At 65.8% G+C, this 13,815-nt stretch carries 16 protein-coding genes; 10 read left to right on the plus strand and 6 right to left on the minus strand.

The annotated features are described in order from the left end of the window. Nucleotides 1-149: 149 nt before the first annotated feature. Both BLQ70_RS01365 and BLQ70_RS01370 read left to right on the plus strand, forming a co-directional pair. Nucleotides 150-581, plus strand: a complete 432-nt coding sequence (locus tag BLQ70_RS01365; RefSeq protein ID WP_091855517.1) for a MerR family transcriptional regulator — start codon at nucleotides 150-152, stop codon at nucleotides 579-581. Next, on the plus strand, nucleotides 514-921 hold the full coding sequence (locus BLQ70_RS01370; protein WP_061963965.1) for a carboxymuconolactone decarboxylase family protein: 408 nt from the start codon (nucleotides 514-516) through the stop codon (nucleotides 919-921). The genes BLQ70_RS01365 and BLQ70_RS01370 overlap by 68 nt, the downstream gene beginning before the upstream one ends. A 23-nt stretch (nucleotides 922-944) precedes the next feature. Here the strand turns inward: BLQ70_RS01370 and BLQ70_RS01375 are convergent, their stop codons facing one another. Further along, nucleotides 945-1,373 (minus strand): PaaI family thioesterase, encoded by a 429-nt coding sequence (locus BLQ70_RS01375; RefSeq protein WP_091855518.1) that lies wholly within the window; start codon nucleotides 1,371-1,373, stop codon nucleotides 945-947. A gap of 90 nt (nucleotides 1,374-1,463) precedes the next feature. Between BLQ70_RS01375 and BLQ70_RS01380 the strand changes: the two genes are divergently transcribed. The 3 genes from BLQ70_RS01380 to BLQ70_RS01390 all read left to right on the plus strand — a co-directional run bounded on the left by BLQ70_RS01380 (nucleotide 1,464) and on the right by BLQ70_RS01390 (nucleotide 4,283). Continuing rightward, nucleotides 1,464-2,276, plus strand: a complete 813-nt coding sequence (locus BLQ70_RS01380) for an enoyl-CoA hydratase (protein WP_091855519.1) — start codon at nucleotides 1,464-1,466, stop codon at nucleotides 2,274-2,276. Between the two features lie 111 nt (nucleotides 2,277-2,387). Then, nucleotides 2,388-2,918: a CoA-binding protein gene (locus tag BLQ70_RS01385; protein ID WP_091855520.1), complete on the plus strand. Its 531-nt coding sequence runs from the start codon at nucleotides 2,388-2,390 to the stop codon at nucleotides 2,916-2,918. Between the two features lie 87 nt (nucleotides 2,919-3,005). Then, entirely contained in the window at nucleotides 3,006-4,283 is a 1,278-nt protein-coding gene (locus BLQ70_RS01390; RefSeq protein WP_061963973.1) for an O-acetylhomoserine aminocarboxypropyltransferase, read from the plus strand. A 68-nt stretch (nucleotides 4,284-4,351) separates the two neighbouring features. On the opposite strand, the gene BLQ70_RS01395 is transcribed toward BLQ70_RS01390, so the two are convergent. After that, nucleotides 4,352-5,437, minus strand: a complete 1,086-nt coding sequence (locus tag BLQ70_RS01395) for a COX15/CtaA family protein (protein ID WP_091855521.1) — start codon at nucleotides 5,435-5,437, stop codon at nucleotides 4,352-4,354. Between the two features lie 116 nt (nucleotides 5,438-5,553). Here BLQ70_RS01395 and BLQ70_RS01400 point away from each other — a divergent pair, with 116 nt between their 5' ends. Next, entirely contained in the window at nucleotides 5,554-5,760 is a 207-nt protein-coding gene (locus tag BLQ70_RS01400) for a DUF2842 domain-containing protein (protein ID WP_091855522.1), read from the plus strand. A gap of 344 nt (nucleotides 5,761-6,104) precedes the next feature. Here the strand turns inward: BLQ70_RS01400 and BLQ70_RS01405 are convergent, their stop codons facing one another. Continuing rightward, nucleotides 6,105-7,118 (minus strand): polysaccharide deacetylase family protein, encoded by a 1,014-nt coding sequence (locus tag BLQ70_RS01405; RefSeq protein WP_244511869.1) that lies wholly within the window; start codon nucleotides 7,116-7,118, stop codon nucleotides 6,105-6,107. Nucleotides 7,119-7,301: 183 nt separating this feature from the next. Here BLQ70_RS01405 and BLQ70_RS01410 point away from each other — a divergent pair, with 183 nt between their 5' ends. After that, the gene (locus tag BLQ70_RS01410; RefSeq protein WP_091855524.1) at nucleotides 7,302-8,528 is read left to right on the plus strand and encodes a GNAT family N-acetyltransferase; all 1,227 of its coding nucleotides are present in this window, start codon (nucleotides 7,302-7,304) and stop codon (nucleotides 8,526-8,528) included. A gap of 14 nt (nucleotides 8,529-8,542) precedes the next feature. On the opposite strand, the gene BLQ70_RS01415 is transcribed toward BLQ70_RS01410, so the two are convergent. After that, complete coding sequence (locus BLQ70_RS01415; RefSeq protein ID WP_170843273.1) at nucleotides 8,543-10,705, minus strand: GumC family protein; 2,163 nt, start codon at nucleotides 10,703-10,705, stop codon at nucleotides 8,543-8,545. A gap of 95 nt (nucleotides 10,706-10,800) precedes the next feature. On the opposite strand from BLQ70_RS01415, the gene BLQ70_RS25230 reads away from it, so the two are divergent. Genes BLQ70_RS25230 through BLQ70_RS01425 form a run of 3 tightly spaced genes read left to right on the plus strand, consistent with a single transcriptional unit; the run spans nucleotide 10,801 to nucleotide 12,822 of the window. Then, nucleotides 10,801-11,079: a hypothetical protein gene (locus tag BLQ70_RS25230; RefSeq protein ID WP_139163471.1), complete on the plus strand. Its 279-nt coding sequence runs from the start codon at nucleotides 10,801-10,803 to the stop codon at nucleotides 11,077-11,079. Further along, nucleotides 11,079-11,639, plus strand: coding sequence for a polysaccharide biosynthesis/export family protein (locus tag BLQ70_RS01420; RefSeq protein ID WP_061963985.1), 561 nt, complete (start codon nucleotides 11,079-11,081; stop codon nucleotides 11,637-11,639). Before BLQ70_RS25230 ends, BLQ70_RS01420 begins: the two co-directional genes overlap by 1 nt. Before the next feature lie 16 nt (nucleotides 11,640-11,655). Continuing rightward, complete coding sequence (locus BLQ70_RS01425) at nucleotides 11,656-12,822, plus strand: glycosyltransferase family 4 protein (RefSeq protein ID WP_091855526.1); 1,167 nt, start codon at nucleotides 11,656-11,658, stop codon at nucleotides 12,820-12,822. Between the two features lie 9 nt (nucleotides 12,823-12,831). Here the strand turns inward: BLQ70_RS01425 and mdtI are convergent, their stop codons facing one another. Both mdtI and BLQ70_RS01435 read right to left on the minus strand, forming a co-directional pair. After that, nucleotides 12,832-13,167, minus strand: a complete 336-nt coding sequence (mdtI, locus tag BLQ70_RS01430) for a multidrug/spermidine efflux SMR transporter subunit MdtI (protein ID WP_091855527.1) — start codon at nucleotides 13,165-13,167, stop codon at nucleotides 12,832-12,834. After that, nucleotides 13,164-13,517: a DMT family transporter gene (locus tag BLQ70_RS01435; protein ID WP_082617017.1), complete on the minus strand. Its 354-nt coding sequence runs from the start codon at nucleotides 13,515-13,517 to the stop codon at nucleotides 13,164-13,166. The genes mdtI and BLQ70_RS01435 overlap by 4 nt, the downstream gene beginning before the upstream one ends. Nucleotides 13,518-13,815 lie beyond the last annotated feature (298 nt).

Here is a 13,815-nt window from a genome sequence, read left to right on the forward strand (position 1 = left end):
ACCATTCCCTGCCCCATCACGCGCTCGCCCGGCAAATTGGAACACAGGATGTGCTTGAGGCATCGCCAAACCAATGCCGTGGCCCGCCCTTGACTTAGAGTGCACTCAAAGATGTAGCTAGGTCTGCGTCACGACGAACAAGGCGAACCATGAAGATCGGGGACCTCGCGAGGCGCACCGGGCTGTCGGCGCATACGATCCGCTATTACGAGCGAATCAAGCTGCTGCCTTATGCCTCTCGCGCCTCGTCCCAACACCGCGAATACGACGCCTCCATTCTGTCCTGGATCGACTTCATCGGCCGTCTGAAGACGACCGGGATGCCGATCCGCGACATGCTGCGATATGCACGCCTGCGCGAACGCGGCCCTGCAACGGAGGAAGACCGCCGCCTTCTGCTGATGGAGCATCGAGCCAAGGTCCGGGCTCATGTCGCCGAGCTTCAGGCCTGCCTTGCCGTCCTCGACACCAAGATCGCCGGCTATGCCGGCTTGGACACGGTGGAGACGAACCATGACGCAACAACAGAACGACACGAACGAGCGGTTCGAGAGAGGCTGGCAGGCCCTGGCGGCCATTGACGGCGAAGCCGGAACCAGGGTGATCGACCAGCTTGCCGATATCGCGCCCGACTTTGCACGCTACATCGTCGAATTTCCCTTCGGCGACATCTACACGCGCTCGGGCCTCGATCTCAGACAGCGGGAGATCGCGACGATTGCGGCCCTGGCCGCGCTCGGCAATGCGACATCGCAACTGAAGGTGCATATCGAGGCTGGATTGAATGTCGGGCTCAGCCGCGACGAGATCGTGGAAGTGCTGATCCAGATGGCCGTCTATGCCGGTTTTCCCGCCGCCCTCAACGGGCTCTTCGCCGCAAAGGAGGTCTTTGCGGCGCGGGCTCTCCAGCAAGCGGCCTGAGGCGGCACAAGAGCGGCAAGCAGTTACCGCGCGACTGGGATCGAATAGGTCCCGGTCGCGTGGCAGACCATCTCCACCTCGCCTTGCGAATAGAGACCGACCTCGCCCACTGCGAGCCGCTTGCCGAGCTTGAGCAGCTTGGCTTCGCCGATCAGCGCCGTCTGGCCGGGCTTGCGCAGGAAGTTGAAATTGAGGCTCGTCGTCACCGCAAGGCCGACCGGCCCGATCTGGGCGAGGATCGCCGCATAGAGCGCGAGATCGGCCAGTGCCATCATGGTCGGGCCCGAGATCGTGCCGCCCGGGCGCAGATGCTTCTCATGATAGTCGCAGCGCATCCGGGCCGTCATCGGCCCGACCGCCTCGATGAAATAGGTGCGCCCGCCATAATGAAGCTGCGGGAAGACCTCATCGAGATAGGCATCGATCTCGGAGGCGCTCATGCGGGTCGTCATGCGGAAAACCGAAGGCTGAGGCGGGACTTCTCCCCTTGCAGCATGGCGGGCCGGCTCCGACAATAGGCGGAAATGCGGAAAGGAAGCGCCATGAACGCCCATCATCAGCCGGAGGCCGCGCCCGTCCTGCTGCGCCAGGACGCCGGCGGCGTCGCGACGCTGACGCTGAACCGCCCGCAAGCGCGCAACCCGCTGAGCGAAGCGATGCTGGCGGCGCTGAGCGAGACCTTTGCCGCCATCGCCACCGATCGATCGGTCAAGGTCGTGATCCTCACGGCGGCCGGACCAGTATTCAGCGCCGGGCACGATCTCAAGGAGATGACCGCCCATCGCGCCGACCCCGATCGGGGCCGAGCCTATTTCACGGATGTCCTCGGGCGCTGCTCGGCCATGATGCAGCAGATCACCGCCCTGCCCCAGCCGGTGATCGCAGCCGTCGAGGGCACGGCGACGGCCGCAGGTTGCCAGCTCGTCGCGAGTTGCGACCTCGCGGTGGCAGGCGAAGGCGCCCGCTTCTGCACGCCCGGCGTCCATATCGGGCTGTTCTGTTCGACGCCGATGGTCGCGCTTTCGCGCAATCTCTCGGCCAAACACGCGCTGGAAATGCTCCTGCTCGGCGAGATGGTGCCGGCGGACGAAGCGGCCCGGATGGGGCTGGTCAATCGCGTCGTGCCGGCCGGCGACGCACTGGCGGAGGCGCGGCGCCTCGCGGCGGTCATCGCTTCGAAATCCCCCGCGACGGTCAAGATCGGCAAGCGCGCCTTCTACGAGCAGCGCGAGATGGGGTTGAAGGCAGCTTACGACCACGCCTCGGCGGTCATGGTCGAGAACATGCTGGCGCGGGACGCCGAGGAAGGCATCGGCGCCTTCGTGGAAAAGCGCGCGCCGGTGTGGGAGGGGTGAAGGCCGTCATGCCCGGGCTTGACCCGGGCATCTCGTAAACCAGAAACCCCTATCGAAGAGATTCTCGGGTCTGCGCTTCGCTCCGCCCGAGAATGACGCAGAGTGTCCCCCATGACCCACGACGCCTATCCCGACAGCCTGATCCGCGACATCCTGAAATCCGTGAAGCGGATCGCGCTGGTCGGCGCCTCTGCCAACGAGGCGCGGCCGAGCTGGATCGTGACGAAATACCTCATCGACCGCGGCTATGACGTGATCCCGGTCAATCCCGGCCTCGCTGGCCAGACGATCCTCGGCAAGACGGTCTATGCCGCGCTGAAGGACATCCCCGGCCCGATCGACATGGTCGAGATCTTCCGCAATTCGCAAGCCGCCGGCCCGATCACCGACGAGGCGCTGGCGCTCGATCCGCTGCCCAAGGTGATCTGGATGCAGCTTTCGGTGCGCAACGACGAGGCCGCGGCGCGGGCCGAGGCGAAGGGCGTCACCGTGATCATGAACCGTTGTCCCAAGATCGAATACGGCCGTCTTTCCGGCGAAATCGGCTGGCAGGGCATCAATTCGCGCATCCTGTCGTCGAAGAAGCCGGTGCTCGCCGGCAAGGGCTTCCAGAAGCTGACGATCCACCGGCCGGGCACCTGACCCCGCCGCCTGCTCCGAATTGACGCCTCGCGAGCCGTTCGTTAAATCGAACGATCCGTTTTCGACGTCAGACCATAGGGAGCAGCCATGACCGACCGCGCACCGGGGTTCCACACACTCGCCATCCATGCCGGAGCGGCTCCCGACGCAGCGACCGGCGCACGCGCCACGCCGATCTATCAGACGACCTCCTTCGTCTTCGACGATGTCGACCATGCCGCCTCGCTGTTCGGACTGCAGGCCTTCGGCAATATCTACACCCGCCTCGGCAACCCGACGAACGCGGTGCTGGAAGAGCGCGTCGCGGCGCTGGAGGGCGGCACGGCGGCGCTCGCCGTCGCCTCGGGCCATGCGGCCGAGTTCCTGTGCTTCCATGCGCTGCTGCAGCCGGGCGACGAATTCGTCGCGTCGCGCAAGCTCTATGGCGGCTCGATCAACCAGTTCAACCATTCCTACAAGAACTTCGGCTGGAACGTGATCTGGGCCGATCCTGACGACCTCGAAGGCTTCGCCGCCGCCGTGACGCCGAAGACCAAGGCGATCTTCATCGAATCCATCGCCAATCCGGGCGGCGTCATCGTCGACATCGCCGCGATCAGCGCGATCGCGAAAAAGCACAACATCCCGCTCATCGTCGACAACACGATGGCCTCGCCCTACCTGCTGCGCCCGTTCGAGCACGGCGCCGACATCGTCGTGCATTCGGCGACCAAGTTCCTCGGCGGCCATGGCAACTCGATCGGCGGCCTGATCGTCGATGGCGGCTCGTTCAACTGGGTCGGCGACGACCGCTACCCGATGCTCTCCAAGCCGCGGCCGGAATATAACGGCATGGTGCTGGGCGAGACCTTCGGCAATTTCGCCTTCGCCATCGCGACCCGCGTGCTCGGCCTGCGTGATCTCGGGCCGGCGCTCTCGCCCTTCAACGCCTTCATGCTGCTGACCGGCATCGAGACCTTGCCGCTGCGCATGCAGAGGCACTGCGAGAGCACACAGAAGGTCGCCGAGCACCTCCAGAAGCATCCGGCGGTCGAGTGGGTCAGCTATCCCGGCCTGGCCGGCGATAAATACGAGGCATTGGCCAAGCGCTATACGCCGAAGGGCGCCGGCGCGGTCTTCACCTTCGGGCTCAAGGGCGGCTACGACGCCGGCGTCAAGCTGGTCTCGAACCTCAAGCTGTTCTCGCATCTCGCCAATATCGGCGACACGCGCTCGCTGGTGATCCACCCGGCCTCGACGACGCATCGCCAGCTCACCGACGAGCAGAAGACCGCGTCCGGCGCGGGGCCGCAGGTGGTGCGCCTCTCGATCGGACTCGAGGATGTCGAGGATCTGATCGCCGATCTGGATCAGGCGCTGGCCTGATCGGAACCATCATTCCTGACATGAGAAAGGCGCCGGAAACGGCGCCTTTTTTTGTCGAATAGGGCTTTTTATCCCCGCGACGCCTGCTCGGTGCGGGTGACATGCACCACGCCCATCGCCAGCACGGCGAAGCCGAGCGCCTGATGGGCGAGCCCGGCCCAGAGCGGCACCACCAGCAACAGCGTGACGACGCCGAGCGCCGATTGCGCCAGCACGAGCCCGGCGATGGCGGTCGAACGCCTGGCGCTGCCCGATCCCGGCGCCGCCCGGCGCAATCTCAGCACATTCCACAACGCGACGGCGAAAAGGATGTAGGCGCCGATGCGGTGGTTGAACTGCACCAGCGCGACATTGTCGACGAAGTTCTCCCAGAACGGCGTCCGGGCGAAGAGCTGCGAGCCGGGCGGCACCAGCGCGCCATCCATCAGCGGCCAGCTGTTGAAGGTGAAGCCCGCCTTGGAGCCGGCGACGAGCCCGCCGAGCGCGATCTGCACGAAGAGCAGCAGCAGCAGCAGCCATGCAGCTCCCCTGCCTCGCACCGGTTCGATCCGGCGCAGCGGCGTCAGCGTCGTCGCGAAGGCGACGACCGAGGCGAAGAACAGGCCGGCGAAAGTCAGATGCAGCGTCAGCTTGACCGGTGCGACCGCGACCATGCCGGGCTGGAGACCCGACGCGACCATGATCCAGCCGATCGTGCCCTGCAGGCCGAGCAGCAGGCCCATGCCGAACAGCGTCGCGGTCTGCCGGGCGGGCAGCAGGCGGCGCAAGGCCACGACGAGGAAGCCGGCGAGATAGATCAGCCCGATGAAGCGGCCGAGCTGGCGGTGGCCCCATTCCCACCAGTAGATGAACTGGAACTGGCCGAGGCTCATGCCCTCGTTGAGGAGCTGGTATTGCGGGCTCGCGCGGTACTTGCCGAATTCCTCGGCCCAGGCATCGGCGGAAAGCGGCGGCATCGCCCCGGTGATCGGCTTCCATTCGGTGATCGAGAGGCCGGAGCCGGTGAGCCGCGTCGCGCCGCCGACCATGACCATCAGGAAGACGAGGCCGGCCACGATCCAGAGCCAGCGGCGGATGCCGGCATGGTCGGCCCTGGCGTTGGCGCGCGTCTGGTCGAGGGCGAGGGTCACGGGCGGGCTTTCGGTCGCAGGCAGGGATATTCAGGCGCGCATCGCTTCACAAGCGCGGCTGCCGGTGACATAGACCCGTCGCTCCGGCGCGACAACGCCCGCATTGCCGCAGCAGCCAGGTCTGCCCCGTGGAGAGCCCGATGAAACAACGCAACCGCAAGCTGCTCGGGACCGTGCTGATCTTCGTCTTCGTCTGCGTCTATGCGCTCGTCGCGATGGCGCTGGCGCAGGGGCGGATCACCGAGGCATCGAAGCCGGTGCAGACCATCGCCTATATCGTGCTCGGCCTCGCCTGGGTGCTGCCGCTGCTGCCGCTGATCAAGTGGATGGAGAGGAAAGACGACTAAGAACCGCCCTTAATCACAACAGAATCGAAAATAAAAATTGCAGCAAACGCTATTATGAATATAATAATTCCCCATTTTCGATTTATATTAATAATAATTCCTGATACGTAAAGTAAAATCAGAATACATCCTATAACGCCATTATCTTTATAATATCTAATATTACTCCAATACCATCCATAAACGACGAATACAGATAACCCTATAACCACACCCAATACCTTCTTGAGCGCAGACACATAATTTACTAGCTCATCATTTGATAGCAACCACCCACCTAGAAACAATATGGCCGATATCAGCAAAATCAGCCCAAGCGGAATCATAACGACACTCCAATCAAGCTAGCCTGATTTAATTTTCCGCCCCCTGCTCCGCAACCAGAACGGCAACCCCGACAAGAGCGCCCGCAGCGCTGCCTCGTTCTGGTGAAGGCCGTTGAGCGAGACCCGCGGCAGGGCATGGAGATGGGCGGCATGCTCGGGAAGGAGATGACCCGGCCGCGTCGTCACCGCGCTCTCGAAGCCCGCCTCAGCGGCAAGCGCGAAATCGCGCGGCCCGGCCGAGCCGGGATCGCCGACCGGATAGGCGAAATGGCGGATCGGGATGCCCAGTTCCGCCTCTAACCGCTCCTTGCTCCCCACGATCTCGCGGCGCGCGACATCCGCGTCGTGCTTCGCCAGCATCGGATGCGTCAGGGTATGGGCGCCGATCGTCACGCCCGGTGCGCCGGACAAGGCCCGCAGCGTATCCCAGGGCAGGCATTCGCGCTCGACGAGAGCGACCGAATCGATGCCGGCTTCGGCCGCGAGAGCGGAAATCACTGAGAGCAGAATCGCTTCCGGGCCACGGCGCAGACGCCAGTAGAGCTTCGCAAAGGCGCGGTTCTTCTCGGCATCGGTTTCGGTCCGGGCGGTGAAACGGCCATCCGGCAAGGCAAGATCGAGCCGCGGCAAGGCCCGGATCGCCTCCTCCAGCTCCAGCCACCAGAGCCGCGCCGTGCGGTCGGCAAAACCTGGCGTCACGAACAGCGTCCAGGGCGCCTCGTGCCTGGCCAGGACTGGCCAGGCCTCCTCGACATTGTCGCGATAGCCGTCGTCGAAGGTCAGCGCGACGAAGAAGCAGCCGGGCTTCGGATTGCGCAGGCGCGCCAACGCCTCCTGCAGCGAGACGATGTCGTAGCCCTCGGCCCGGATCAGGCGAAGCGCTCGGTCGAGGAAATCCGGGGTGATATCAAGCAGGGCGTTCGGCGCGAAGCCACGCGTCTGCGCCGCCCGGACATGATGCAGGGTCAGGATCACGCCCTGCCCTTGCGCAACGCCGCGGCTCCAGCGATCGGCGCCCGTCGCTGCCATCATCCGGAATGCGGCCGCGATGGCCCTGTGACGCCCGTTCATCGCCGCCAACTGCAACCGTCCCTTTGCAACCCCCCGCTAACGCTATCGCGCGATCGCGCAGTCGGGCCGGGCGAGTGTGTCCGATCCGTTCACAATGACGGGTTAAGGACGCTCATCTGCTCTGCTCGCATGGGCGAAGGAAACATGCCCGCCATCGCCGCTTCGACATCGGCCAACTCAGACGCGGTCACCGCCGCCCGGGCCGCGCGACGCCCGTGGGCCTCGATCGCGATCGAGACCGATATCGCGGCGCTCGCCGATATCTGGCGCGCGTTCGAGGCGAGCGCGCTGGTGACGCCCTATCAGAGCTATGACTGGGTCAGGCATTTCGCCGAGACGATCGGGGCGGCGCATGACATGACCTTCCGCTACGCCCTGGTGCATGACGCCACCGGGACGCTCTGCGCCCTGCTGCCGCTTGTCGTCACCGGGCGCAGTGGCTTCCGCTTCGCCGAGTTCATCGGTGGCAAGCACGCGAACTACCATATGGGGCTCTACGCTCCGGGTTTCGCCGCACGGCTCGATGCAGCGCTGACCGCGCAGATGCTGACGGAGATCGGCAGCGCGATCGGCGGGCTCGATGCGCTGGCCTTCGTCAACCAGCCCGTCAACTGGCAGGGCGTCACCAATCCCGCGGCACAACTCGCCGCCGGTCCGAGCCCGAGCCGCGCCTACAAGCTCGCCCTGATCGCCGGGGACGGGGACGCGACGCTCAGGCGCTCGATGAGCAGCCATGCCCGCAAGAAGCTCAAGAACAAGCACAGCCGCTTCAAGGATTTCGGGCCATCGACGCTGGTACGAGCGGCAACGCCCGAAGAGATCACGCGCATCATCGACGCCTTCCTGTCACAGAAGGCCGAGCGCTTCCGCAGCATGGGCGTGCCCGACCCCTTCGCCGAGCCGGCGATGCGCGCCTTCCTGGAGCGCGCGGCGATAGCATGCGGCAGCGCTCGCCCAGCGATCGAACTCTATTCCCTCGACCTGGCCGGCCGCTCGGTGGCGACCTATGTCGGCACGATCCAGGGCGAACGCTTCTCCGGCATGGCGACCTCGTTCGACATGGCCAGCGAAACCGTCAAGACCAGCCCGGGGGAGTTGCTGCTGGCCGAACTGATCCGTCTGAAAGCCCGCGAGGGTGTCGCGGTCTTCGATCTCGGCGTCGGCGAGGCCCGCTACAAGACCACCTTCTGCGACGACCATGACGATCTCGTCGACAGCTTCCTGCCCCTGACCTTCAAGGGCCGCGTCTTCGCCCGGATCGCCCGGACGAAGCGCGACTTGAAGCGGCGGATCAAGCGCTCGCCGATGGCGCTGAAGCTCGCCCAGCGCGCATCGGGCTGGCTCAGGAGCAGGCGCTCCGAGGAGGAGTAGGGCCGCCCTGCTCCTCAGGCGCCGACGGGCATTTCCGTGCGCGAAACCGGGGGCATGGGCACGCCGCCCTCGGCGTCGAGGATCAGCGTGACCGGCGCTTCGGTCAGTTCGCTCAGGCGGTAGGCCGTCTCGAGGGCATGGCCGTTGCCGACCTGCCCGCTCATGACGAGCCCGGCCTGCGCCCGGCGGGCGACCGGCGCCAGCACCGTGCCGTCGTCGTTGGAGGCGGCGGCGACCAGCACCCAGTCATAGGTCTCGCAAAGCGCATCGAGCGCGACGTCGACCAGATCGGGTGCGGCCAGAACCGCAGCGCGGCCAGCGCGGCCGGCGCCGATACGATGCAGCCGCGAACCCGACGCGCGGGTGATGATGTCGGAGAACAGGGCCTCGCCGGCAAGCAGCTCCGAGAAGCCGGCCTCCCCGCCCCCGTGATCCGAGGACAGGTCGACGAGCACGCAGCGGCAGCGCTGGGCGAGCAGTTCGGCGAGATCGCGCGGCCTGGCGGCCCCGTCGCCGGCACCATCCAGGACCAGCGCCAGCGGCGCCATGCCGCGCGCCGGCTCGTGGGTCCGCTCCGCGATCTCCGCCAAGGTCAGCTCGGGCCGGTCGAGGTCGAGCCGGGCCTGACCGAGCTTTCCGGCATGTGTGAGCAGACCGGCGACACGCGCATGGCGCGGCGTACCCGGCACCGGGTCAGGCGTCTCCATCTCATCTTCCGAGGAGCCGGCGGACACCCAGCGCGGTCCGCGCGGAGCGTCCGGCAGAGACCTGCCCTGGCCGTTGAGCAATTCGCGGGTCACGATCGTCGCAAGCGCGATCAGGAAGGTCGCGAGCGTCGCGACCAGCACCACCGGCACCTTCTTCGGGAAGGAAGGTTCGGTCGGCTCCACCGCGCGCGAGATGATGCGTGCATCGGCCGGCGTCGCATTCATCGTGTCGCGCGCGACGGCCTCGCGGTAGCGCTGCATGTACTGCTCGAGCTGTTCGCGCAGCGTGCGGGCCTCGCGCTCCAGCGCGCGCAGCTGCACCTCGCTGTCATTGGCGCTTGAGACGTTCTTCTTCTGCCCGTCGAGCGCGGCCTGGAAGCTCTCGACGCGCTGGCCGGCGATCTTGGCCTCGTTCTCCAGCGTGCGCACGGTGCGCTCGGCAGCGGCGCGGAGCTGGCCTTCGAGATCGAGAAGCTGGGCGTTGAGCTCCTTGATCCGCGGATGCTCCGGCAGGAGGCTGCGTGATTCCGCCGCGATCTGGGCGCGCAGGTTGACGCGCTGCTCGATCAGCCGGCGGACGAGGTCGTTATTGGCGACATCCGGAATCTCGAACGTACGCCCCTGCTTGATGGCGTCGCGGATCAACCCCGCCTTGGCCTGCGACTCCGCCTGCTGGCTGCGAGCGCTGGAGAGCTGCGCCGACAGGTCGGTAAGCTGCTGGGAGGAGATGGTCGTGTTGTTGGGGCCGGAGAACAGACCGTTCCTCGAGCGGTAATCCTCGACCTTGGCCTCGGCTTCGGCGACGCGCTTGCGCAGGGGCTCGATCGTGGTCGAGAGCCAGTTCGAGGCGCTGCGGGCGTTCTCCTGCTTCGCCGCTTCCTGGAGCTCCAGATAAGTCTCCGCGATGGTGTTGGCGCCCTTGGCGGCGAGCGCCGCATCGCGCGAGGTGAACTCGACGGAGACGATGCGCGAACGGCCGACGGGGTAGACCAGCAAACGGTCATAATATTTCTCGAGGACGCGCTCCTCGGGAGAGCGGTCGGCCGGATGGCCGCCGAGCCCGATCATCACGGCGAGCTTGCGCAGGGCGCTCAACGCACCGACGCCCGAATCGAATTCGCCGTTGCCGACCAGCCCGATCCGCTTGATCGCCTCGCGCGCCAAGTCGCGGGACATGATGACCTGGACCTGGCTCTGCACGGCCTCGGAATCGAACTGACTGCTATCGGCCGGCGCCTGGCCCGATAGCGTAAAGAAGCCGCCGCGGCTCTCCAGCAGCAGCTTCGCTTCGCCGGTATAACGCGGTGTCACCACGTTCACCGCGACGAAAGACAGGCCGAGCGCGGCGAGCGTCGGCGCTATGATCCAGAACTTGCGGCGCTTGATCGCCGCCCAGAGGGCGGAGAGATCGAGCATGTCGCCCCGGCCTTCGCCGGCGCCGCGCGCATCAATCCCAGCTTGAGCGGTCATGGGCCCACCTATCGACGCAAAACTCTCGCCCCGTGGAAGGGACGCGGGCGACATTGAACGCTCAGTAAGCCTAATGAACTGCTAACAATCTCAATTTGTTAATCATGATCACTGGCGGCATCGGGTATCTATCTGGAGGCATTTTACCTCAAGACTTGCCGTTGTCGGTGCAGGCGTTCGACTTGGCCATCGAGCTTATTGACGGTCGTCGTCAGTCCGCCGAGCGCGACATTCTGGGCCTTGATCTCGCCGGCCGGATGGCGGCGCTTGCGCCATCCTTCCGCCGCCCCGGCGCCCAAAACAGCCCACGGGAAGCCTTTGTTAACCATACCGGGCCTAAAGATCGGGCGAGTTCTGCACGGGTAAGCCAGTGATGAGTCGACGTCTCGCCTCTCTCGCCTTGGCCGCCGCCATGATGGCGGGCGCTTGCGCGCCCCGCTATCCGGCGTCGGACTATGCGCTCGCCGAACCGGCGGGGCCTTATCGGCTCGCCAGTGGCGACCGGCTGCGCATCATCGTCTTCGGGCAGGACAATCTCTCCAATATCTACGCGGTCGACGGCGCCGGGCGCATCGCCATGCCGCTGATCGGCTCGGTCGAGGCGCAGGGACGCACGACGGTGCAGCTCGCCCAGGCGGTCGAGGCCAAGCTGCGCGGCGGCTATCTGCGCGAACCCAAGGTTTCGGTCGAGGTCGATACCTACCGGCCGTTCTTCGTGCTCGGCGAGGTCACCACGTCCGGCCAGTTCCCCTATGTGAACGGCATGACCGTGCAGACGGCCGTTGCCATCGCCGGTGGCTTCACGCCGCGGGGCCTGCGCTCCTCTGCCGAGGTGACGCGCCAGATCGAGGGACAGACCGTGACCGCGACCGTGCCGATCACCTATCCGGTCCAGCCCGGCGACACCATCGTCATCAAGGAACGCTGGTTCTGAGATCGCGCCGCGCCCCATGACGGACAGCCCGGCTTCCCGCCCCTTGAAAATCCTGCATGTCTTTCGGGCACCGCTTGGCGGGCTGTTCCGACACGTCCTCGACGTCGCCCGCGGCCAGGTCGAGCGCGGGCACGATGTCGGCATCTTCTGCGATTCCAGCACCGGCGGGGCACGAGCCGACGAAGTCTTTCGCGAGCTCGCCGGGCAGTTGACGCTGGGCGTGACGCGGGTGCCGATGTCGCGCTATCCGAGCGCCACCGACCTCAAGGCGCAGCTGTCGGAGATGTCGCTGCGGCGGCGCCTCGCGCCGGATGTCGTGCATTGCCACGGCTCGAAAGGCGGGGTCTATGGCCGCATCCCCGCCCTGTTCTCGCCCGGTAGGCGCTATGTCACCGCCTACACGCCCCATGGCGGCAGCTTCAACTACAAGCCCGGCGGCGTGGAGCATAAGGTCTATATGAGCGTCGAGCGCCTGCTCGAAGGCGCGACCGACATGTTCCTGTTCGAGAGCCGCTTCATCGCCGGGCGCTTCGAGGCCCATGTCGGCCATGTGCCGCGCACGGACCATCGGGTGGTGCTCAACGGCGTCTCCGACGCGGAATTCGAGCCGATCGATCATGGCGCGGCGGAATTCGACCTGCTCTATCTGGGTGAACTGCGCTCGGCCAAGGGCGTCGACACGCTGATCGACGCGCTGGCGCTGCTGCGCCGCCGCGACGGGCTGATGCCGCGGATCCTCATCATCGGCTCGGGACCGGACGAGGACGAATTGCGGCAGATGACGCGCGAACGCGGCGTCGCCGACCAGTGCGTCTTCGAGCCGCCGGCACCCATCCGCAAGGCCCTGGCCCGCGCCCGCGCCATGGTGATCCCGTCGCGGGCCGAATCCCTGCCCTATGTCATCCTGGAAGCAGCAGCGGCTGCCCAGCCGCTGATCTCGACCGATGTCGGCGGTATCGGCGAGATCTACGGCCCCAAACATCGCCAGCGATTGATCCAGGCCAACGACCCGACGATCCTTGCCGGGGCGATCCGGGCGATGCTCGATACGCCGGAAGCCGAGCGCCTCGCCCAGGCGGCCGACCTCGCCGGCCATGTCCACCAGAACTTCCGCCTGGACGACATGATCGACGGCGTCATCGCCGCCTATCGCGATGCGTTGAAGACGCGCGGCATCGCCTGAAGCCCCGCCTCAGACCAGCTTGAGCGCGACGACGCCGCAGACCACCAGCAGGATGCCGAGCCAGCCCACCGGCCTGATGCGCTGGCCGAAGACCAGCGCGCCGATGATCGCGGTGATCACCAGACCCGCCCCGCCCCAGACCGCATAGGCGACCGACAGGTCCATGCCCTCGATCGCCTGGGCGAGCGCCGCGAAGGCGCCCATGACGAGCACGATACCGCCAGCGCCCATCGTGCGACGGGTCATGCCGTCCGAGAGCTTGAGCAGATAGGTGCCGCCGATTTCGAGCGTGACGGCCAGCAGCAGCCAGAGGAAAGGCGCAGCCTGCGTGAAGGAGGCGGTCACACGAGCCTCCCGTCACCCTCGCTGCGTTCGTGCCCCACTCCGTTCTCGATGAGGAGAATGCCGGCCAGGATCGCGGCCAGGCCGGCCGCGCGGGCAGCCGTCAGATGCTCGCCGAAGAGCACATGGCCGATCAGCGCGATGCCGACGATGCCGAGCCCTTCCCAGACGGCGTAGGCGACCGCCATCGGAATGACCCGCAACGCGATGCTGAGCAGGATGAAGGAGAAGCCGATCAGGATCAGCGGCAGCGTGCCGACGAGCCATGAGGTGGAGACAGCCGACTTCAGCGCGGCCGTCGCGACGATCTCGACGGCGATCGCCGCGAGCAGAACCAACCAATGAAAAGACATGTTGCACACGGGCGAAGCCGGCGCTGAACGTCACGGGTGCGACGCAGGGACAGCCAAGCAATCGTTAGAGTTTTAAATCGACAAATCCGAAAAGAAGACTGAGCCGGAGCTTAACTCCAGCAACCGACGCCATAGGCAAAAAACACCTGTCGGGGCGCGGCGCTCTTCTTGAGCGTTATATGCTTCTCAGACACTCATCGACAGCCAATATGCCTACGCCGCTCTATTCTGTCAACACGCGATCACTTGCAATAACAATCACTTGCGGGAAATCGCAACTTTTTCAGGCGTTTTAAAC

The sequence above is a fragment of the Allobosea robiniae genome (genome assembly GCF_900102525.1).
Classification (GTDB): Bacteria; Pseudomonadota; Alphaproteobacteria; order Rhizobiales; family Beijerinckiaceae; genus Allobosea; species Allobosea robiniae.